The organism is Streptomyces sp. NPDC050264, from assembly GCF_040655895.1.
GTDB lineage: Bacteria > Actinomycetota > Actinomycetes > Streptomycetales > Streptomycetaceae > Streptomyces.
This window is the reverse complement of sequence record NZ_JBFAKV010000014.1, coordinates 1-20,027: the sequence shown is the minus strand read 5'-3', so window position 1 is coordinate 20,027 and position 20,027 is coordinate 1. Positions and strand designations below refer to the sequence as shown.

Sequence of the window (20,027 nt, the reverse complement as noted above, 5' to 3'; positions counted from 1 at the left end):
TCCGCGGAAGGGGGAGACTGTACGCATGCAGCCACGGAACATGTCCATGAGCGGAGTCGTCGACCTCGCCGCGGTGAAGGCGGCCCAGGAGGCCAAGGCGAAGGCGGAGCAGGCGCGCGCCGAAGCGGCCCGGCAGGGTGGTGGCGGGGCGGTGTCCCCGTCGAGCCTCGTCATCGACGTCAGTGAGGCGGACTTCGAGCGCGATGTACTGCAGCGCTCCACCGAAGTACCCGTCGTCATCGACTTCTGGGCCGAGTGGTGCGAGCCCTGCAAGCAGCTGAGCCCGCTGCTCGAGCGCCTCGCCGCCGAGTACAACGGCCGCTTCGTGCTCGCCAAGATCGATGTCGATGCCAACCAGATGTTGATGCAGCAGTTCGGGGTCCAGGGGATCCCGGCCGTCTTCGCCGTCGTCGCCGGGCAGGCGCTGCCCCTCTTCCAGGGCGCGGCTCCCGAGGACCAGATCCGCGGCACCCTCGACCAGTTGATCCAGGTCGGCGAGGAGCGCTTCGGACTCACCGGCATCGCCGTGGACGGGGACGCGGAGGACGCCGCACCGGTAGTGGAGACTCCGGCCGGCCCCTACGACGCGCTCCTCGAAGCGGCGGTCCGCGCTCTTGACGCCGGCGACCTCGCGGGCGCCGTCCAGGCGTACAAGAACGTGCTGTCCGACGACCCCGGGAACACCGAGGCCAAGCTCGGCCTCGGCCAGGCCGAGCTGTTGCAGCGCGTGCAGGGCCTCGACCCGCAGGCGGTCCGCAGGGACGCGGCCGAGAAGCCGAACGACGTGGCGGCGCAGATCGCCGCAGCCGACCTGGACCTGGTCGGGGGCCATGTCGAGGACGCCTTCGGGCGCCTGGTCGACGCGGTGGCCCGCTCGGCCGGCGACGACCGGACCGCGGCGCGGGTCAGGCTTCTCGAATTGTTCGAGGTCGTGGGCGCCGACGACCCCCGCGTGAGCACCGCGCGTACGGCTCTGGCCCGGGTTCTCTTCTGAGCCGCCAGTGACCTGTTCTTAAACGCCACGGCTTGTGATGCCGGGGTGAAAATTCTGTCCTCAGGGGCGCACAGCGGCCGCGCTTTACCAAAACTTGGTAAACGCGGCCGCTGTTACTTGGAGTAAGTCAGGGGCTGTCTTCTGTCCGGTCTCGTACCGGAATCAGCCACTTTTTCCCCTCGCTCGACGGCACCCAGCGTTGTCGTTCGATGTCGGGCGGTCGTTGTTCGGTTATCCGTCCGTTACCCGTGAGTAACGAACCCCCTTGTGCGAGCGCCGGGAATGCACCACGATCAGGCACGCTCGGTCCACTCCTCACCGTCCGACAGCCATTCGGACAGCGGGGTTCGTGGGTCCCCACCGGGCAGGTCGACGGCGGACCAAGGGGAGCGCCGTTGGTCTGGGACAGGGGGGTCTCGACCGTCAGGTCGAGCCTGTCCAGCAGGTTGCGCGTGATGGCTCAGGTGCGACCAGTGGTTGTCGCTCGGGGGTGATCGCCGGTGATCAGGGTGCGGATACACACTCCCGATGCGGGCGCTCTCCTTCCCGAGGACGTAGCACTTCTCCCATCCCTGCCCGGCTGAGCCGCTGCAAAGGGCAGTCAGGGCCGGAGATGTACGTCCGAGAAGGAGGAAAGTCATGAAGTCCGTGGCTCGTGGCGGAACCAGATGGAAGCGGTTCGCCGTAGTCATGGTGCCGAGCGTCGCGGCGACAGCCGCGATAGGTGTCGCCCTGTCCCAGGGCGCGCTTGCGGCATCGTTCAGCGTTTCAGGGCAGTCGTTCAAGGTGACGGCGAGCTCGCTCGATGGCAAGGGCTTCGCCCAGTACGGCGCCATCGACTCCGGCAAGACGGGTGCCCACCCGGTCGCCGTCGTCGGCATGAAGACCGCAGAGATCCACGACCTCTGCCAGTCCGTCGTCGTTCCGGTCCCGGTCTTCGGCGATGTGTCGATGACGCTGTCGGCCGGTAGCAACCCGAAGAATCCCGTCGAGGCCAAGACCCTCTACATCGACGCCGATGACCTGAAGGCCGATGCGACCTTCGAGAACATCGACATCGGTGTGGCGGCGGGCGACGCCAGCAAGGGCCCCGGTATCCACCAGGGCGACAAGGCCGACCCCAACTCGTTCGCCCAGCAGGCCGACTCGGTGCACTTCGAGAACGTCCAGCAGCGCGCGTGGGCCACGACGGCCGGCACCTTCAAGCTCTCGGGCCTCAAGATGAGCGTCAAGAAGGGCAAGCACGAGTGCTACTAGTCCGCAAGGGTCCGAACCGGGCCCGGGACTAGGCACTTGATGCGCTGAACGGCCGGGCGCGGGGGCGTGCGGGAAACGCTCCAGGTCGTCCCCGTGCCCGTACCCGGACAGCCATCGTCACCACAGATCAACGCCATTCCCGAGGAGCTGTACGAGATGAGCGCCGAAGCGCACGCAGGGCTGGGCCCGAAGCTTGGTCACATGCGCCAATCGTTCCGAGGGTGGCGCGGTCAGCGCCCGTTCTGGGGTGGCCTCCTGGCTATCCTCGGCGGCATCCCGATCATGTACTTCCCGTACGCGAATCTCACGATCGGCAGCATGACGATCCGGATGGCGACGACGGCGGGAGCCGGGTCGCTCATCATCGGCGTCCTGCTGGTCGTGCTCGGTCTGACGATGTGGTTCCAGCCGCACTCCCGGGTGTTCGCGGGTGTGGCGGCGATTCTTCTCGCCCTGGTCTCCCTGGTGGTCTCCAACTTCGGCGGCTTCATCATCGGCTTCCTGCTCGCCCTGCTCGGCGGCGCCCTCGGCGTCTCCTGGGCGCCCGGCCGGCAGCAGCGCGACGGACAGGCCGTGACGGCCGCGCAGGGCGGTGACGACTCCGGTCCCGAGGACCACGGTGCCGTGCCCCCGATCGCGGGAGCCACCTACCGGGTCTCGGGTGCAAACGACGACGTGTCAGGGACGAGCCCGGACAACGGGACGAACGGGAGGCACCGTGCCGGCTGACGAGGTGCACCACGAGGACTCCTTCGCGGAGCCCCGTGCGAGAACCGGGCGGCATGCAGCACCGAGAAAGCATCTGTTCACCAGGCTGCACATGCCCGCGGGCAAGGCGATAGCCATCGCGGCGATGCCCACGGCCGTACTCATGGGCCTCGGTATGACGCCCACGCTGGCGTCGGCCAAGGACAACCCGACCAAGTTCTCTGCGGACGACTACAAGGCGTGCGCCGACGCGGTGGAGGCGGAGCGGGACGCCAAGGACGGCAGCGCCGCCACCGACGACAAGGACAAGGCGGAGGAGTCCAGGACTCCGTCGCCGTCCGCCTCGGCGTCCACGGACAAGGACGCCGGCAAGGACAGCGGCAAGGACGGCGACAAGGACTCCGGCAAGGATGCGGCCACGCCGACTCCCTCGCCGTCGGCCTCCGCCTCCTCCGGGGCCAAGTCCGGCTCGGGCGAAAGCAAGGACAGCGGGTCCACGGCCACCCCGGCGCCCTCGGCGTCCGAGACCAGGAACCCGCTCGATCCGCTGGGTGTCGGCGACGCGCTCAAGGACCTGTTCACGCCCAAGGACAAGGAGACGGCCAGCCCGACTCCCAGCCCGTCGGCGTCGGAGTCCGCGTCGAAGTCCGGCACGGACGGTGCCAAGGACCTGGGCTCCACGGTCAAGGACACGGTCGACGGTGTCGGTGACACGGTCAAGGACACGACGGACAAGGCCGGCGACGCGGTCAAGGACACCAAGGACGGCGTCGACAAGGCGACCGAGGACGCCACGAAGAAGGCAACGGAGGCGGCGACCCCGTCCCCGAGCGCCACCGGCATCCCGGAGGACTGCCCGGTCGCCACCGACGCCGAGGGCGCCGACGAGGACACCCCGGCCCAACTGCCCAGCGAATCCTGGAAGTTGGAGGCCAGCTCGCTCCTGCTCAAGGGCGCGGACTACCAGGGCCTCGTGGACGTCAGGATGGCTGACGGCTCCGTCAAGCGCGTCATGAAGTACGTCATCTCCAACGGGACGGACATCGGCGATCTGCACCAGATCGCCCCCGGCCCGAACGGCAAGTACTTCCACATCCGTTCGGACAAGGGCTCCACGTCCACCATCCGTGACGGGAAGACGACCATGTACACGGAGGAGCTCTCGGGCAATCTGCTCGGGCTCATCCCCATGACGTTCAACGCGAAGAACCCGCCGCCGATCAACCTGCCGATCCTGTACTTCACCAACGTGAAGGTCACGCAGGCCGCGCAGTTCGGCGGGACTCTGCACGTGCCCGGGCTGCACACCACGGTCGAGGACAGCTGACCGTGCGCTGAAAGTCCGCACGACCTCCGGACCCGTCCGGGAGCCGCACAAATGCCGAGGGCGCCCCCTGTCTCGTACAGGGGGCGCCCTCGGCGCGTGTTCCGGAAGGGACCGTCAGTCGCGGTCGCCGCCGCCCAGGTGGTGCACCCGGACCATGTTGGTGGAGCCGGGGACGCCGGGGGGCGAGCCGGCCGTGATGATCACGGTGTCGCCGTCGTTGAAGCGGTTCAGCCGGACCAGCTCGGCGTCGACGAGCTCGACCATGGCGTCCGTGTTGTCCACGTGCGGCACGACGTAGGACTCCACGCCCCAGCTCAGCGAGAGCTGGTTGCGGGTGTTCTCGTCCGTGGTGAAGGCCAGGATCGGCTGGGCCGCGCGGTAGCGGGAGAGCCGGCGGGCCGTGTCACCGGACTGGGTGAAGGCGATCAGCGCCTCGGCGCCCAGGAAGTCCGCGATCTCGCACGCGGCACGCGCCACGGAACCACCCTGCGTACGAGGCTTCTTGCCCGGAACGAGTGGCTGCAGCCCCTTGGAGAGCAGCTCCTCCTCGGCCGCGCGGACGATCTTCGACATCGTCTTGACGGTCTCGATCGGGTACGCGCCCACCGAGGACTCGGCCGACAGCATGACCGCGTCGGCACCGTCCAGGATCGCGTTGGCGACGTCGGACGCCTCGGCGCGCGTGGGGCGCGAGTTGGTGATCATCGACTCCATCATCTGGGTCGCGACGATCACCGGCTTGGCGTTGCGGCGGCACATCTCCACGAGGCGCTTCTGCACCATCGGGACCTTCTCGAGCGGGTACTCGACGGCGAGGTCGCCACGGGCCACCATCACCGCGTCGAACGCCGCGACGACGCCCTCCATGTTGGCGACGGCCTGCGGCTTCTCCACCTTGGCGATGACGGGGACCCGGCGGCCCTCCTCGTCCATCACCTTGTGGACGTCCTTCACGTCGGCGGCGTCGCGCACGAAGGACAGGGCGACCATGTCGCAGCCCATCTTCAGGGCGAAGCGCAGGTCCTCGATGTCCTTCTCGGACAGGGCCGGGACGTTCACGGCCGCGCCGGGCAGGTTGATGCCCTTGTGGTCGGAGATGACGCCGCCCTCGACGACGATCGTCTTGACGCGGGGACCCTCGATCTCGACGACCCTGAGCTCGACGTTGCCGTCGTTGATCAGGACCTGGTCGCCCTTGGAGACGTCACCCGGCAGCCCCTTGTAGGTGGTGCCGCAGATCGACTTGTCGCCGGCCACGTCCTCGGTGGTGATGGTGAACTCGTCACCCCGCACCAGCTCGACGGGGCCCTCGGCGAAGGTCTCCAGGCGGATCTTCGGGCCCTGGAGGTCGGCGAGGACACCCACCGCGCGGCCGGTCTTCTCGGCGGCGGCGCGCACCCGGTCGTAACGACCCTGGTGCTCGGCGTGCGAGCCATGGCTGAAGTTGAAGCGGGCCACATTCATGCCGGCTTCGATCAGCGAGACGAGCTGCTCTTCGGAGTCGACGGCGGGGCCCAGCGTGCAGACGATTTTGGAACGGCGCATGGGGGCGATCCTATCGGTTTGTTTCGCTACGGAATATTCCGTCTGGTGGAAACTACAAATGGGCGGGCGGGTGCTCAGTCGTTGCGGTTCTCCGGCGGCGCGACCAGCGCGTAGGTCTGCTGCGCGATCTCCAGCTCCTCGTCCGTGGGGACCACGGCGACGGCGACCCGGGCGTACTCGGGCGAGATGATCCGGGCCTCGTCGGAACGTACGGAATTGAGCTCGCCGTCGACCGCGAGTCCCAGCTCCTCGAGCCCCGCGACCGCAGCCTCCCGCACCGGCGCCGCGTTCTCGCCGACCCCGGCGGTGAACGCGATCGCGTCCACCCGGCCGAGCACCGCGTAGTACGAACCGATGTACTTCTTCAGGCGGTGGATGTAGATGTCGAAGGCGAGCCGCGCCTCCTCGTCGCCCTCGTCGATCCGCCGCCGGATCTCCCGCATGTCGTTGTCGCCGCAGAGACCGATCAGACCGCTCTTCTTGTTGAGAAGGACGTCGATCTCGTCCGCGGACATATTGCCCACCCGCATCAGATGGAAGATGACGGCCGGGTCGACGTCTCCTGAACGCGTACCCATCACCAGGCCCTCAAGCGGCGTGAGCCCCATGGATGTGTCCACGCACACCCCGCCGCGCACCGCGGAGGCCGAGGCGCCGTTGCCCAGGTGCAGGACGATGACGTTGACCTCCTCGGGCTCCTTGCCGAGCAGCTGCGCCGTCTTCCTCGACACGTACGCGTGCGACGTGCCGTGGAAGCCGTAGCGGCGGATGCGGTGCTCGTCGGCGGTCTTCACGTCGATCGCGTAGCGCGCCGCCGACTCCGGCATCGTCGTATGGAACGCCGTGTCGAAGACCGCGACCTGCGGCAGGTCCGGACGGAGCGCCATCGCCGTACGGATACCCGTGAGGTTCGCCGGGTTGTGCAGCGGCGCCACCGGGATGAGCCGCTCCACCTCCTTGAGCACCGCGTCGTCGATCACGGTCGGCTCGGAGAAGAAGAGACCGCCGTGCACCACGCGGTGGCCGATCGCGGCCAGCTCGGGGGAGTCGAGGCCGAGCCCGTCCCGCGCCAGCTCGTCGGCGACCGACTTGAGGGCCTCCTCGTGGTCGGCGATCGGCTGCTCCCGCTCCCGTGCCTCGCCGCCCCCGCCGGTCAGCGGCGTGTGCTTGAGGCGTGAGGTCTCCTCGCCGATGCGCTCGACGAGGCCCGCGGCGAGCCGCGAACTGTCGCGCATGTCGAGCAGCTGGTACTTCACCGACGAGGAGCCGGAGTTGAGGACGAGGACTCGGGTCGCGGTCACGGAGAAGCTGCCTTTTCGTCGGGTACGAGGGTTCAGTTGGCCGGCGTCTGGGCCTGGATCGCCGTGATGGCGACGGTGTTCACGATGTCCTGCACGAGCGCGCCGCGGGACAGGTCGTTGACCGGCTTGCGCAGACCCTGCAGGACCGGGCCGACGGCGATCGCGCCGGCCGAGCGCTGCACGGCCTTGTACGTGTTGTTGCCGGTGTTGAGGTCCGGGAAGATCAGCACGCTGGCCTGGCCCGCGACCTCGGAGCCGGGCAGCTTGGTGGCCGCGACGCTCGGCTCGACCGCGGCGTCGTACTGGATCGGCCCCTCGATCTTCAGGTCGCCGCGCAGGCCGCGGACCAGCTCGGTGGCCTCGCGCACCTTGTCGACGTCGGCGCCGGAGCCGGAGGTGCCGGTGGAGTACGACAGCATCGCGATGCGCGGGTCGACGCCGAACTGCTCGGCGGTGACCGCGGACTGCATGGCGATGTCCGCGAGCTGCTGGGCGTTCGGGTCCGGGTTCACGGCGCAGTCGCCGTAGACGAGGACCTTGTCGGCCAGGCACATGAAGAAGACGGACGAGACGATCGCGGCGTCCGGCTTCGTCTTGATGATCTCGAAGGCGGGCCGGATGGTCGCGGCCGTGGAGTGCACGGAGCCCGACACCATGCCGTCCGCCAGCCCCTCCTGGACCATCAGCGTGCCGAAGTAGTTCACGTCGGCGACCACGTCGTGCGCCAGCTCCACGGTGACGCCCTTGTGGGCGCGCAGCTCCGCGTACTTGCCGGCGAAACGGTCCCGCAGCTCGGAGGTCTGCGGGTCGATCAGCTCGGAGCCGGCCAGATCCACGCCGAGGTCGGCGGCCTTCTTGCGGATCTGCTCGACCGGGCCGAGCAGCGTCAGGTCGCAGACACCGCGGCGCAGCAGCACGTCGGCGGCGCGCAGCACACGCTCCTCGGTGCCCTCGGGCAGCACGACGCGGCGCTTGTCCGAGCGGGCCTGCTCCAGCAGCTTGTGCTCGAACATCATCGGCGTGACGCGGTCCGTGGACGGCGCCTGGATGGTCCTGAGCAGCCCCGCCGTGTCGACGTACCGCTCGAAGAGGCCGAGGGCCGTCTCCGCCTTGCGGGGCGTCGCCGCGTTCAACTTGCCTTCCAGGGCGAAGAGTTCGGCCGCCGTGGGGAACGAGCCGCCGGCCACCGCCACCACCGGGGTGCCGGGCGCGAGCCGGTCGGCGAGCTTGAGGATCTCCTCGCCGGGCCGCTCGTTCAGGGTGAGCAGGACGCCCGCGATGGGCGGGGTGCCCGCGCTGTGCGCGGCGAGCGAGCCGACCACCAGGTCCGCGCGGTCGCCGGGGGTGACGACCATGCACCCCGGGGTCAGGGCGTTCAGGAAGTTCGGCAGCATGGCGCCGCCGAACACGAAGTCCATGGCGTCGCGCGCCAGGCCCGCGCCGTCGCCGAGCAGCACCGTGCCGCCGAGGGCGTGGGTGATCTGCGCGACGGTCGGCGCGGAGAGCGCGGGCTCGTCGGGCAGCACGAAGGTGGGCACCGGGAGATGCGCCTCCAGCTGATGGTGAATCCCGTCGCGGTCCTCGGCGGCGACCCGGTTGACGATCATCGCGAGGACGTCGCAGCCCAGGCCGTCGTAGGCGCGGTAGGCGTTGCGGACCTCGGCGCGCACCGACTCGGCGGTCTGCTTCCTGCCGCCGACGACCGGCAGCACGGAGGCGCCGAACTCGTTCGCGAGCCGGGCGTTGAGCGCCAGCTCGTCCGGGAGCTGGGTGTCGGCGAAGTCGGAGCCGAGCACGAGGACGACGTCGTAGTCGCGGGCCACGGCGTGGAACCGGTCGACCAGCTGAGACAGCAGCTCGTCGGTGCCCTGCTCGGCCTGGATCGCGGAGGCCTCGTGGTAGTCGAGGCCGTACACGGTCGCCGGGTCCTGGGACAGCCGGTAACGCGCCCGCAGCAGATCGAAGAGCCGGTCGGGGCCGTCGTGGACGAGCGGGCGGAAGACGCCCACCCGGTCGACCTGGCGGGTCAGGAGCTCCATGACTCCCAGCTCGACGACCTGCCGGCCGTCGCCCCGGTCGATCCCGGTCACGTACACGCTGCGCGTCACGCGTGCTCTCCGTTTCCTTCGTGGTCCTACGCGGTCGGCCGAAAAAAATGGCCGTAATGGAAGCCGTGCCCTCTTGACAATACCTCTGGCGGTGGCTAGGTCGCCCGCCGGACAAAGGTCCTGTACAGCAGGGTCCCCGTGCCCCTCGACAGCATGCCGAAGCCTCATCCGTGGCGTGCGCGAACGCGTCCCCTCCCGGAGCGTGGAAGAATCGCAGTGGCTCACACGTACCGGCAGCGAGCAGGAGACACAGCACGATGCGTATCGGAGTTCTCACCGCAGGCGGCGACTGCCCTGGCCTGAACGCAGTGATCCGGTCGGTCGTGCACCGAGCCGTCACGCACTACGGCGACGAGGTGCTCGGCTTCGAGGACGGCTACGCGGGTCTGCTCGACGGCCGCGCCCGGCCCCTCGATCTCAACGCGGTCAGCGGCATACTCGCCCGCGGCGGCACCATCCTCGGCTCGTCCCGCCTGGAGCGCGACAAGTTCCGCGCGGCCTGCGAGAACGCCAAGCAGCTCGCCGAGGAGATCGGCTTCGACGTCCTCATCCCGATCGGCGGCGAGGGCACGCTCACCGCGGCCCGGATGCTCTCCGACGCGGGCCTGCCCGTCGTCGGCGTCCCGAAGACGATCGACAACGACATCTCCTCCACCGACCGCACCTTCGGCTTCGACACCGCCGTCGGCGTCGCCACCGAGGCGATGGACCGTCTCAAGACGACCGCCGAGTCCCACCAGCGCGTGATGGTCGTCGAGGTCATGGGCCGCCACGCGGGCTGGATCGCCCTGGAGTCCGGCATGGCCGGCGGCGCCCACGGCATCTGCCTGCCCGAGCGGCCCTTCGACCCGGCCGACCTGGTCAAGATGGTCGAGGAGCGGTTCGCCCGCGGCAAGAAGTTCGCCGTCATCTGCGTCGCCGAGGGCGCGCACCCGGCCGACGGCACCATGGACTACGGCAAGGGCGCGATCGACCAGTTCGGCCACGAGCGGTTCCAGGGCATCGGCACCGCCCTCGCCTACGAGCTGGAGAGCCGCCTCGGCAAGGAGGCGCGGCCCGTCATCCTCGGCCACGTGCAGCGCGGCGGCACCCCCACCGCGTACGACAGGGTGCTCGCCACCCGGTTCGGCTGGCACGCGGTGGAAGCCGCGCACCGCGGCGAATTCGGCCGGATGACCGCGCTGCGCGGCACCGACATCGAGATGGTGCCGCTCGCCGACGCCGTCACCGAGCTGAAGACGGTCCCCAAGGACCGCATGGACGAGGCCGAGTCGGTGTTCTAGGCCGTCACGGGCGCCTACGGATTGCGGATCCTGGACCAGAACTCGTCCAGGATCCGCTCCAGGAACACCTGCCCCGCGCCCCCCGCCCCGGCCGAGGATCCGCCGCCCCAGCTCAGCGTGGCGGCCATCAGCGCCTGGTACTCCAGGTGCATCTCGTGCAGCACGTCCTCCGCCTCGCGCCGCTGTACCGGGACGAGCCGTGTCAGCGGCCGCACGTACGCCTGCCAGCGCGTCGTCGCCGCACTGTGCAGCAGCTCGGTGAGCTGCGCGTCCCGCCCGGTCACCGTCGTGAACGCGCGCGGCGTCAGCCGCAGCGTCCCGGCGAGCGCGCTCGACTGCCGGTCGTTGCCCCGCCACTCGCCGGTCTCCTCCATGCGCAGATAGGCGTGGATCTCGATGCCGACGTACCGCGCCACGTCCTCCGGGGCGAGCCCGAGCGCGAGCCGGTGTTCGCGCAACGTCCGCGGAGCTCCGATGAGTTCACCCTGAGTGCACCACAACGCCCCGGCGAGCGCGGTGAGTTCACCCGCCGAGGGCGCCGCCTCGCCGCGCTCCCAGGCGATGATCGTCTCCGGGGTTATGTGCGCGAGTCCGTAGGACGCGCGCATGCCGTACGCGACATGGCCCGGCGCCATGCCGAGCGCCTCGCGGAGGCGACGGGCGGCGGGGGCGTTGAACGGAGGGGTGGGCTGATGCGACGCGGCGGTGTGCTGCACGGGCACAAAGTAGGGGGGAACGGCCCGCTTGGCTACGGTGCGTTCGTCTTGCGTGACATGTCGTAGGAACGTACAGCCGGCAGAGGTGTCAGCCCTTGACCGCGCCGCCGAGCGCGAAACCCCCGCCGAAGCGGCGCGAGACCAGCACGTACAGCAGGATCACCGGCGTCGAGTAGATGATCGAGAACGCCGCGAGCTGGCCGTAGACGACCGTGCCGCGGTTGCCGAAGAAGTCGTTGATGCTGACCGACGCCGGCATCTGGTCGGGGGAGAGCAGCAGCATGAACGGGACGAAGAAGTTGCCCCACATCATGGCGAAGCAGAACACCGTGACGACGGCGACCCCCGGGCCCATCAGCGGCAGCACGATGCGCAGCAGGGACTGGAAGGTGTTCGCGCCGTCCGTCCAGGCCGCCTCCTCCAGCTCCTTCGGCACCCCGTCCATGAAGTTCTTCATCAGCCAGATGGCGAAAGGGAGTTGGGAGGCGGTGAAGAAGTAGATCGTGCCCGCCATCGTGTCGATCAGGTTCACCTGCACGAAGAGCGCGTACACCGGGACCATGATCGCCGTGATCGGCAGACACGTCGCGAAGAGGATCGTCGCCAGGTACGGGTTGTTCAGGCGCGAGCGGTAGCGGGACAGCGGATACGCGGCGAGCGCCGCGCAGACGACCGTGAGGGCCGTCGCGCCGCCGCACAGGATCAGGCTGTTCAGGAGCGGGGTGAAGGTGATGTCCGGCTTCAGGACCGCGTCGAAGTTGTCGAGCGTGGCGTGCGTCGGGAACTTCACCTTCAGGCTCGCGTCCGCGTCCAGGGACGACAGGACCACCCAGGCCAGTGGGAGCACGAAGGCGAAGGTGACGAGGAGCAGGGTCGCGTCGGCGGTGAGCCGTTTTCTGGTGGCGCGGCGGGTCACTCAAGCCTCCGAGCGCAGCAGGCGCATGTAGACCAGCGAGAACAGGGAGCCGACCACCAGCAGGAGCAGGGCGACCGCCGTGCCGTAGCCGATCATGCTCTTCTGGAAGGCCTGCTCGTACATGAACAGGGGGAGGGTCTGGCTGTGGTTGCCGGGCCCGCCGCGGGTCATCACCCAGATCAGGCCGAAGACGGACAGCGTCTGCAGCGTGTTGAGCATCAGGTTCGTGCCGATGGAGCGGCGGATCATCGGCAGAGTGACGTGCCACAGGCGCTGCCAGGCGTTCGCGCCGTCGACCTCGGCGGCTTCCGTGACCTCCTTCGGGATCTCGGAGAGCGCCGCCGAGTAGACGAGCATCGAGAAGGCGGTGCCGCGCCACATGTTCGCGAACGACACCGCGAGGATCGGCAGCGTGTACAGCCAGTTCTGGTCCGGCAGATGGAGCCGGTCGAGGATGGCGTTCAACGTGCCCTCGCGGCGGAAGAACGCGTACAGCAGGAAGCCGGCCACGACCTCCGGCAGCACCCAGGCCGTGACGACCACGGCACCGGTGACCGTGCGGACCGGTTTCGAGGCGCGCTGCATGAGCGCCGCGAGGGCCAGGCCCAGGGTGTTCTGGCCGACGATCGACGACAGGAACGTGAAGACGAGCGTCAGCCGCACCGCGTTGAGGAAGGCGTCGTCCTGGAACGCCCTCGTGAAGTTGTCGAACCCGACGAAGGCCGACTCCGCCTGGCCGGTCAGCTGCAGATCGGTGAACGCGATGTAGGCGCAGTAGGCGATCGGGCCCGCGAGGAAGAGGGCCATGATGATCGTGGCCGGGGCGATGGGCAGGGTGCGGAGTGCTGCGCGGCGGCGGGTCACGTGGCTGCGGTCACCTTCCATTTCCTCAACGCCGTTCTGTTCAGGGCTTGTTGACGACCTTGCCGTCGGCTGCCGTCTTCAACTGCTCGTCGTACGTCGACGCCGCCTTGTCCACCGACGAGTCCCCGGTGGTCACCGACTCCATCGCCTCCTGGATCGCCGTGGACACCTTCGGGTACGCGGGATAGGCCGGGCGGTAGTGGGTCGTGGCGACCAGGTCGGTGAAGAACTCGATGCCGGGCTGCGCCTTCACGTAGGCCGGGTCCGCGGCGACGTCCTTGCGGACGGAGATCCCGGAGTTGGCGATGTACCAGCGCTGCGCGTTGGCCTTCGTCTGCATCGTCTTGATGAAGTCGAAGGCGAGGTCCGGGTTGCTGGACCTGGACGGGACGGCCCAGGTCCAGCCGCCGGACATGCTGACCTTGCCGGGCGCCTGGCCCTCCTGCGTCGGCATGTGCGCGAGCCCCAGCTTCTGCGACCACTCGGGCCACTCGTGGCCACTGCCCTTGATCCAGTCCTGCGGCAGCCAGGAGCCGTCGAGGTTGATGCCGAGCTTGCCCTTGGGCAGCATCTCGCCGCGCACCCGGGTCGCCCAGTTCGGGTCGAGGGCGTCGGAGACATCGGGGCCGAGCTTCTCCTTGAAGACCGTCTCCACGAACGCGAGGCTGTCCTTGAAGGCCTTCGAGCCCGAGATCCACTTGTTCGACGAGGTGTCGTAGAGCGGGTCGGCGCTGCCGGTGCCCGTCCCGTACAGCAGCATCTCGAAGCCCTGCATGGTGGCGGCCTCGCCATTGGGTTTGCCGGAGTAGACGTTGAGCGGGATCGCGTCCGGGACCTTCTTCTTGATGGTGCGGGCCGCGTCGAGGACCTCGGCCCAGTTCTTCGGCTGCCAGGGCGTCGCGATGCCGGCCTTCTCGAAGATGCCCTTGTCGTACCAGAGGCCGCGGGTGTCCGTGCCGTCCGGGACGCCGTACGTCTTCCCGTCCTGGGCCTTCGCGGCGGTCTTCGCGGTGCCGATGAACTGGTCCCAGTCCGACCACGAGTCGAGGTACTGGTCGAGCGGCTTCAGATAGCCGCTGGTGATGTCCGAGTTGATGAGGAACGTGTCCTCGTAGACCAGGTCGGGGGCCGTCTTCGGGGAGCGCAGCATCTGCTGGAGCTTCGTGTAGTACTCGGAGTCCGGGGCCTTGATCGGGACGAGCTCGACCTTCTTGCCCGGGTGGTCCTTCTCGAACTGCTTCTTCATCGCGGCCAGATAGGTGTCCATGACCTTGATCTGGTTGTCCGTGGACTGCTTGAACGAGACCTTCACCGTATTCGCGTCGCTGCCGGAGCCCCCGCCGCATGCGGTGAGCGTTCCGGCGGCCAGCAGGGCGGTGGCGACGAGCAGAGGGGCGGTGGGGCGCACAGGCACGACCTCCTACGACGCTCGCGGGCATCGTTGCCACGCGGGGCTGCCCGTGAACGTACGGGCCGGTTCGGAGCAAGGTCAATGGGTGTGCGCGGTCCCTCGTCACATCGGTGACAACGTTGTAACCGGCCCATGGGGGTGAAGTGGAAAGTTAGGTTAGCCTAAGCTAAGTTAATCTTCGGGTGGTTGTGCAACACCCCTGTCGCAGAAGGAGATTGACGCCGCATGCCTCGCATCACGCCCAGGATCCGCCGTTCCGCCGCCGTCGTGGTGGCCCTCGTCGCGGGTGCGACGACGGCCCCGGCCGCCGTCGCCTCCACCGGTACCGGAGCACCCGCCTCCCTCGCCGCCCCCGTCGCCAAAGGCCTCTACCAGTCGGCGTACTCGGAGCGGAACCACGTCCTGTGGACCGCGTCGGCCGTGGGCCGCCCCCCGGTGACCACGTCCGCCCTGAGCAAGGTCGACCCGAAGACGCTGAAGGTGCTGGCGACGTACACGCCGCCGGTCACCGACGCGGCCACCGGCGCGGTCGAGGCGGTCTACGGCGTCGCCGTCGACGACGAGCACAACACCGTCTGGGTCACCAACACCCGCAACAACAGCGTCGCCGTCTACAGCCAGCGCACCGGCGCCCACCTCGCCACGCTGCCGAACGTCGCGCACGCCCGCGAGATCGTCGTCGACGAGAAGCACGACACCGTGTGGGCGAGCGCCTTCGGCGACGGCAGCCTGGTGGCCTTCGACAGCCGCACGTACAAGGAGAAGAAGCGCGTCACCGTCGAGGGCGCGGGCCCCACCGGAATCGCCGTGAACGAGCGCACCGGCACGGTCTACGCCGCCGACCTCACCAACGACCAGCTCATCGTGGTCGCCGGTAAGTCCACGACGCCGCGGCTCGTCCCGGCCGGCGACGGCCCCATCTCCGTGGCGCTCTCCAAGAACGGCCGCACCGCCTACACGGCCGACAACACCGGCGGCACGGTCTCCGTCGTCGACCTGGACAAGGGACTCGTCACCAAGTCCGTGCCGACGGGCGCCGGACCGCTCTCCGTGGCCACCGACAACCGCTCCGGCGCCGTCGTCGCCGTCAACCGCACGGACGCCACCGCGACCGTCGTCGACCCGCGCAAGGGCACCGTCGTCAAAACCGTCACCACCGGCGCCAACCCCAACCACGTCGAGATCGCGGGCGGCACCGCCTACGTCGTCGACAAGTCCGGCACGGGCCCGACCGGCGAGGACCAGCTCACCCGCTTCCGGATCCGCTAGAGCCTGCTGTCACTTCCAGGAGTAGATCAACTCGGGCCGGCCGACCTGCCCGTACAGCGGACTGCGCACGGCCAGGCCCGAGTCCACCAGGTGCTCCAGATAGCGGCGCGCGGTGATGCGCGAGATACCGACCGAACCGGCGGCCGACGACGCCGTCATGCCCTCGGGCGCGGCCTCGCGCAGCACCTGCGTGACCCGCTCCAGAGTGGGCGCGCTCAGGCCCTTGGGCAGGGCGGCCGGGGCGGGGGAACGCAGGTTGGCCAGGGCCCGGTCGACCTCGTCCTGCCCGGTCGCCTCACCGCTCGACGTGCGGTACTCGGCATAGCGCACGAGCCGGTCGCGCAAGGTCGCGAACGTGAACGGCTTCAGCACGTACTGGACGACCCCCAGCGAGACGCCCTCCCGCACGACCGCCAGATCCCGGGCCGACGTGACCGCGATGACGTCCGCCTGGTGCCCCGCGGCACGCAGCGACCGGGCGAGCGCCAGGCCGTGGCCGTCGGGCAGATGCAGATCGAGCAGGATCAGATCGACCGGCGCCCGGTCCAGGGCGCGCCGCGCCGCGGCGGCACTGTGCGCCTTGGCGACGGTGACGAAGCCCGGCACCCGGTTCACATAGAGGGCGTGGGCGTCGGCGGCGACCGGGTCGTCCTCCACCACCAGGACACTGATCCGCGGGTCCGTCATGACGTTCCGTCCTGGGTTGTCGTCAAGGGCAGCAGCGCGGTGAACGCGGCCCCGCCCTCCGGCGGCTGCGCCAGCTCCAGTGTGCCCCCGTTGCGGCGCACCGCCTGCCGTACGAGCGCGAGGCCGAGACCACGGCCGCCCGGCCCCGCCGGCTTCGTCGACCAGCCCCGCTCGAACACCGCGTCCGTGTGCTCCGGACGCACCCCGGGACCGGAGTCCGTGACCCGCAGCAGCAGGGCGTCGGCCGTGGCACGCGCCGTGACGGTGACCCGGGCGCGCGGTGACCCCTGCGCCGCGTCCACCGCGTTGTCGACGAGATTGCCGAGCACCGTGACCAGATCGCGGGCGGCCAGCGCCTGCGGCAGCAGCCCGTCGTCGATCCGCGTATCGCCGGAGACGACCAGCTCCACCCCGTGCTCATTGGCCTGCGCCGCCTTGCCGAGCAGCAGCGCGGCCAGCACGGGCTCGCTGACGGCACCGACGACCTGGTCGGTCAGCGTCTGGGCCAGCTCCAGCTCCGCCGTGGCGAAGTCGACGGCCTCCTCGGAGCGGCCCAGCTCGATCAGCGACACCACCGTGTGCAGCCGGTTCGCCGCCTCATGGGCCTGCGACCTGAGCGCCTGCGTGAACCCCCGCTCCGAGTCCAACTCGCCCATCACCGACTGGAGTTCGGTGTGATCGCGCAGGGTGACGACGGTGCCGCGCCGGTCACCACTGGCCACCGGCGACGTGTTCACGACCACCACCCGGTCGGCCGTCAGATGCACCTCGTCGACGCGCGGCTCGGCGGCCAGCAGAGCACCGGTGAGCGGCGCGGGCAGCCCCAGCTCGGCGACGCCCCGCCCCACCGCCTCCTCGCCGACGCCCAGCAGCTCGCGGGCCCCGTCATTGATGAGCGCCACCCGCCGCTGCCCGTCGAGCATGACGAGCCCCTCGCGGACGGCGTGCAGCGCGGCCTGGTGATAGGCGTGCATCCGGTGCAGCTCGGTCGCGTTCATCCCATGGGTGTGACGCCGCAGCCGCGCGTTGATGACGTACGTGCCGATACCGCCGAGCACCAGCGCGGCCCCCGCCACCCCCGCGACCGCGATCACCTGCCCGCGCGCCTGCGCCGTGATCTCGTCGATCGTGATGCCGGCGCTGACCAGCCCGACGACCCGGTGCCCGGAACCGTAGACCGGCGTGACCACACGCACCGAAGGACCGAGCGTCCCCGTGTACGTCTCCGGGAACGTACGGCCCGCAAGAGCTGGCCCGATGTGCCCCAGGAACCGCTTGCCGATCTGCCGCTTGTCCGGGTGCGTCCAGCGGATGCCGTGCGGATCCATGATCGTCACGAAGTCGACGCCGGTGTGCCGCTGGACATCATCGGCGTACGCCCGCAGCCGCCCGCTCGGATTCCCCGGCGCCGCGATCGCCGCGCGCACCGAAGGAGAGTCGGCGACCGCCGTGGCCGCCGCCGTCGCCTGCCGCTGCGCGGCCGCCTCCGCCTGATTGCGGTCACTGACGTACGTGAACAGCGCGCACCCCGCGACCACGACCGCGACGAGGACGGCCTGCATCGCGAAGAGCTGGCCGGCCAGGCTGCGGGGGAGAGGGAGGCGCATGCCGCCAGTCTGCCCGGTCGTATAAGTGCGAACTAAATGAACGGAAGGGTGACGGTCCTCACGGCCTGGGAGATAGTCACCGGGATCCGGGGACCGTGAGCCGCACGTCCCCCGCGTACGTGAACCCTTCCGGACCCCTTCAAGGGCCCCGTCCGGAATCCGTTCCCAACCGTTCCAGTACGCCGACGTCGTCGTCAGGAGGAACCGTGGCCGAGTCCGGGACCGCAACCACGCCCCCCGCCATCAAGCGGGACCGCACGCACTATCTCTACATCGCCGTGATCGTGGCGGTGCTGCTCGGCATCGCCGTCGGCTTCATCTGGCCCGACTTCGCCAAGGAGCTCAAGCCCATCGGCACGGGCTTCGTGAACCTGATCAAGATGATGATCTCGCCGATCATCTTCTGCACGATCGTGCTCGGCGTCGGCTCGGTACGGAAGGCCGCGAAGATCGGCAAGGTCGGCGGCCTCGCCCTCGGCTACTTCATCGTCATGTCGATGGTCGCCCTGGCCATCGGCCTGATCGTCGGCAACATCCTGCACCCCGGCAGCGGCATGCACCTCACCGACGCCACGAGAGAGGTCGGCCACACCGCGGCCAAGGACGCCGCGGAAGGCCCGGTCGACTTCATCCTCGGGGTCATCCCGACCACGCTGGTCTCCGCGTTCACCGAGGGCGAGGTCCTGCAGACCCTGCTCGTGGCCCTCCTCGTCGGCTTCGCGCTGCAGGCCATGGGCCGCTCCGGCGAACCGGTCCTGCGCGGCGTCGAGCACATCCAGAAGCTGGTCTTCCGCGTCCTCGGCATGATCATGTGGGCCGCCCCGCTGGGCGCGTTCGGCGCGATGGCCGCCGTGATCGGCGAAACCGGCGTGGACGCCCTCAAGGCCCTCGCCACGATCATGATCGGGTTCTACGTCACCTGCGCCCTGTTCGTGGGCATCGTGCTGGCGGCGATCCTGCGCCTGGCGACCGGCTTCAACATCTTCGCCCTCCTCAAGTACCTGGGCCGCGAGTTCCTGCTGATCCTGTCGACGTCGTCCTCGGAATCGGCGCTGCCGCGGCTGATCGCGAAGATGGAGCACCTGGGCGTGAGCCGCCCGGTCGTCGGCATCACGGTGCCGACCGGCTACTCGTTCAACCTCGACGGCACGATGATCTACCTGACCATGGCGTCCCTGTTCATCGCCGACGCCATGGACCAGCCGATGAGCGTCGGCCAGCAGATCGGTCTGCTCCTCTTCATGATGATCGCGTCGAAGGGCGCGGCCGGTGTCTCCGGTTCCGGCATCGCGGTCCTCGCGAGCGGCCTGCAGTCGCACAAGCCGGCGCTGGTCGACGGGGTCGGGCTCATCGTCGGCATCGACCGGTTCATGAGCGAGGCGCGCGCGCTGACCAACTTCGCGGGCAACGCGGTGGCCACGCTGCTGATCGGCACCTGGACCGGGGAGGTCGACCGGGACCGGGTCGAGCGGGTACTCGCCGGTCAGCTGCCCTTCGACGAACGTACGTTGCTGGACACGAGCACCGACGACACGGAGCTGCCGACACCGCGCGGCGGCGAGACGAAGGAGCCCGTAGGGGCCTGAGCACCGCCCTGGCGGGGTCCGGCACACCACGTGCCGGACCCCGCTTTTGTACTACCGGCCCGGGTGGCGTAGGGTCCTTCGAGTTGTCCCGGAGCCCACGGTTCCAGGGCAGCGCCTCCTGCCGCTCAAGCGGCACCCAAACACCAGCACGATCTCCCAGACCGGGATTGTTTTCGGCGTGCCCGAATTCAATTTCGAAACCGGGTTGCGTACGGCCTGATCGACTCGATTAGGAACGACCGCGAGGATCCGCTAATGTTTGGGACGTCGGAACGGCCCAACGGCCGGGAAGACAAACCCGGTTGACAGGGAATCAGGCCCGAAAGGATCTGATAGAGTCGACACCGCAGGAAGGCCGAAAGGCCGGAAAGCGAAGAGAAAAACCAGCAGGACCCCGAGGAAATCGGATCGGAAAGATCTGATAGAGTCGGAAACGCAAGACCGAAGG

At 69.2% G+C, this 20,027-nt stretch carries 16 protein-coding genes; 7 read left to right on the top strand and 9 right to left on the bottom strand.

Annotation, left to right across the window (positions count from 1 at the left end; translation table 11 throughout):
- Nucleotides 1-25 precede the first annotated feature (25 nt).
- The 4 genes from AB0J02_RS24475 (at nucleotide 26) to AB0J02_RS24460 (ending at nucleotide 4,286) form a co-directional block, all read left to right on the top strand.
- Nucleotides 26-994, top strand: coding sequence for a tetratricopeptide repeat protein (locus AB0J02_RS24475; protein ID WP_363195890.1), 969 nt, complete (start codon nucleotides 26-28; stop codon nucleotides 992-994).
- A gap of 639 nt (nucleotides 995-1,633) precedes the next feature.
- Nucleotides 1,634-2,251: a DUF6230 family protein gene (locus AB0J02_RS24470; protein ID WP_363195889.1), complete on the top strand. Its 618-nt coding sequence runs from the start codon at nucleotides 1,634-1,636 to the stop codon at nucleotides 2,249-2,251.
- A gap of 156 nt (nucleotides 2,252-2,407) precedes the next feature.
- The gene (locus tag AB0J02_RS24465) at nucleotides 2,408-2,980 is read left to right on the top strand and encodes a DUF6114 domain-containing protein (protein ID WP_363195888.1); all 573 of its coding nucleotides are present in this window, start codon (nucleotides 2,408-2,410) and stop codon (nucleotides 2,978-2,980) included.
- Between the two features lie 91 nt (nucleotides 2,981-3,071).
- On the top strand, nucleotides 3,072-4,286 hold the full coding sequence (locus AB0J02_RS24460) for a hypothetical protein (RefSeq protein ID WP_363195887.1): 1,215 nt from the start codon (nucleotides 3,072-3,074) through the stop codon (nucleotides 4,284-4,286).
- 114 nt (nucleotides 4,287-4,400) lie between these two features.
- Here AB0J02_RS24460 and pyk read toward each other — a convergent pair whose 3' ends face one another.
- The 3 genes from pyk to pta form a co-directional block, all read right to left on the bottom strand.
- A complete protein-coding gene (gene pyk, locus AB0J02_RS24455; protein ID WP_363195886.1) occupies nucleotides 4,401-5,831 on the bottom strand; it encodes a pyruvate kinase in 1,431 nt (476 codons plus the stop codon).
- Between the two features lie 74 nt (nucleotides 5,832-5,905).
- A complete protein-coding gene (locus tag AB0J02_RS24450; RefSeq protein ID WP_363195885.1) occupies nucleotides 5,906-7,132 on the bottom strand; it encodes an acetate kinase in 1,227 nt (408 codons plus the stop codon).
- A gap of 32 nt (nucleotides 7,133-7,164) precedes the next feature.
- The gene (gene pta / locus AB0J02_RS24445) at nucleotides 7,165-9,240 is read right to left on the bottom strand and encodes a phosphate acetyltransferase (protein ID WP_363195884.1); all 2,076 of its coding nucleotides are present in this window, start codon (nucleotides 9,238-9,240) and stop codon (nucleotides 7,165-7,167) included.
- A gap of 257 nt (nucleotides 9,241-9,497) precedes the next feature.
- Here pta and AB0J02_RS24440 point away from each other — a divergent pair, with 257 nt between their 5' ends.
- Nucleotides 9,498-10,523, top strand: coding sequence for an ATP-dependent 6-phosphofructokinase (locus AB0J02_RS24440; RefSeq protein WP_363195883.1), 1,026 nt, complete (start codon nucleotides 9,498-9,500; stop codon nucleotides 10,521-10,523).
- A gap of 14 nt (nucleotides 10,524-10,537) precedes the next feature.
- On the opposite strand, the gene AB0J02_RS24435 is transcribed toward AB0J02_RS24440, so the two are convergent.
- From AB0J02_RS24435 to AB0J02_RS24420, 4 genes are all read right to left on the bottom strand, one after another.
- Entirely contained in the window at nucleotides 10,538-11,239 is a 702-nt protein-coding gene (locus AB0J02_RS24435; protein ID WP_363195882.1) for a helix-turn-helix transcriptional regulator, read from the bottom strand.
- An 88-nt stretch (nucleotides 11,240-11,327) separates the two neighbouring features.
- A complete protein-coding gene (locus tag AB0J02_RS24430) occupies nucleotides 11,328-12,155 on the bottom strand; it encodes a carbohydrate ABC transporter permease (protein WP_363195881.1) in 828 nt (275 codons plus the stop codon).
- The gene (locus tag AB0J02_RS24425) at nucleotides 12,156-12,962 is read right to left on the bottom strand and encodes a sugar ABC transporter permease (RefSeq protein ID WP_363196056.1); all 807 of its coding nucleotides are present in this window, start codon (nucleotides 12,960-12,962) and stop codon (nucleotides 12,156-12,158) included.
- 97 nt (nucleotides 12,963-13,059) lie between these two features.
- Nucleotides 13,060-14,427, bottom strand: a complete 1,368-nt coding sequence (locus tag AB0J02_RS24420) for an extracellular solute-binding protein (protein ID WP_363195880.1) — start codon at nucleotides 14,425-14,427, stop codon at nucleotides 13,060-13,062.
- A gap of 228 nt (nucleotides 14,428-14,655) precedes the next feature.
- Between AB0J02_RS24420 and AB0J02_RS24415 the strand changes: the two genes are divergently transcribed.
- The gene (locus AB0J02_RS24415) at nucleotides 14,656-15,699 is read left to right on the top strand and encodes a YncE family protein (protein WP_363195879.1); all 1,044 of its coding nucleotides are present in this window, start codon (nucleotides 14,656-14,658) and stop codon (nucleotides 15,697-15,699) included.
- Nucleotides 15,700-15,708: 9 nt separating this feature from the next.
- Here AB0J02_RS24415 and AB0J02_RS24410 read toward each other — a convergent pair whose 3' ends face one another.
- Nucleotides 15,709-16,386: a response regulator gene (locus AB0J02_RS24410; protein WP_363195878.1), complete on the bottom strand. Its 678-nt coding sequence runs from the start codon at nucleotides 16,384-16,386 to the stop codon at nucleotides 15,709-15,711.
- Nucleotides 16,383-17,993 carry a sensor histidine kinase gene (locus tag AB0J02_RS24405; protein WP_363195877.1) on the bottom strand — a complete coding sequence of 537 codons (1,611 nt, stop codon included), beginning with the start codon at nucleotides 17,991-17,993 and terminating at the stop codon, nucleotides 16,383-16,385. Before AB0J02_RS24405 ends, AB0J02_RS24410 begins: the two co-directional genes overlap by 4 nt.
- Before the next feature lie 206 nt (nucleotides 17,994-18,199).
- Between AB0J02_RS24405 and AB0J02_RS24400 the strand changes: the two genes are divergently transcribed.
- Nucleotides 18,200-19,579, top strand: coding sequence for a cation:dicarboxylase symporter family transporter (locus tag AB0J02_RS24400; protein WP_363195876.1), 1,380 nt, complete (start codon nucleotides 18,200-18,202; stop codon nucleotides 19,577-19,579).
- The last annotated feature ends 448 nt before the right edge of the window (nucleotides 19,580-20,027 follow it).

Bases quoted from the DNA above. Each gene is read 5' to 3' on its own strand.
- AB0J02_RS24475 (WP_363195890.1), top strand. From the start codon at position 26: ATGCAGCCACGGAACATGTCCATGAGCGGAGTCGTCGACCTCGCCGCG.
- AB0J02_RS24470 (WP_363195889.1), top strand. From the start codon at position 1,634: ATGAAGTCCGTGGCTCGTGGCGGAACCAGATGGAAGCGGTTCGCCGTA.
- AB0J02_RS24465 (WP_363195888.1), top strand. From the start codon at position 2,408: ATGAGCGCCGAAGCGCACGCAGGGCTGGGCCCGAAGCTTGGTCACATG.
- AB0J02_RS24460 (WP_363195887.1), top strand. From the start codon at position 3,072: ATGCCCGCGGGCAAGGCGATAGCCATCGCGGCGATGCCCACGGCCGTA.
- pyk (WP_363195886.1), bottom strand. From the start codon at position 5,831: ATGCGCCGTTCCAAAATCGTCTGCACGCTGGGCCCCGCCGTCGACTCC.
- AB0J02_RS24440 (WP_363195883.1), top strand. From the start codon at position 9,498: ATGCGTATCGGAGTTCTCACCGCAGGCGGCGACTGCCCTGGCCTGAAC.
- AB0J02_RS24425 (WP_363196056.1), bottom strand. From the start codon at position 12,962: ATGGCCCTCTTCCTCGCGGGCCCGATCGCCTACTGCGCCTACATCGCG.
- AB0J02_RS24415 (WP_363195879.1), top strand. From the start codon at position 14,656: ATGCCTCGCATCACGCCCAGGATCCGCCGTTCCGCCGCCGTCGTGGTG.
- AB0J02_RS24410 (WP_363195878.1), bottom strand. From the start codon at position 16,386: ATGACGGACCCGCGGATCAGTGTCCTGGTGGTGGAGGACGACCCGGTC.
- AB0J02_RS24405 (WP_363195877.1), bottom strand. From the start codon at position 17,993: ATGCGCCTCCCTCTCCCCCGCAGCCTGGCCGGCCAGCTCTTCGCGATG.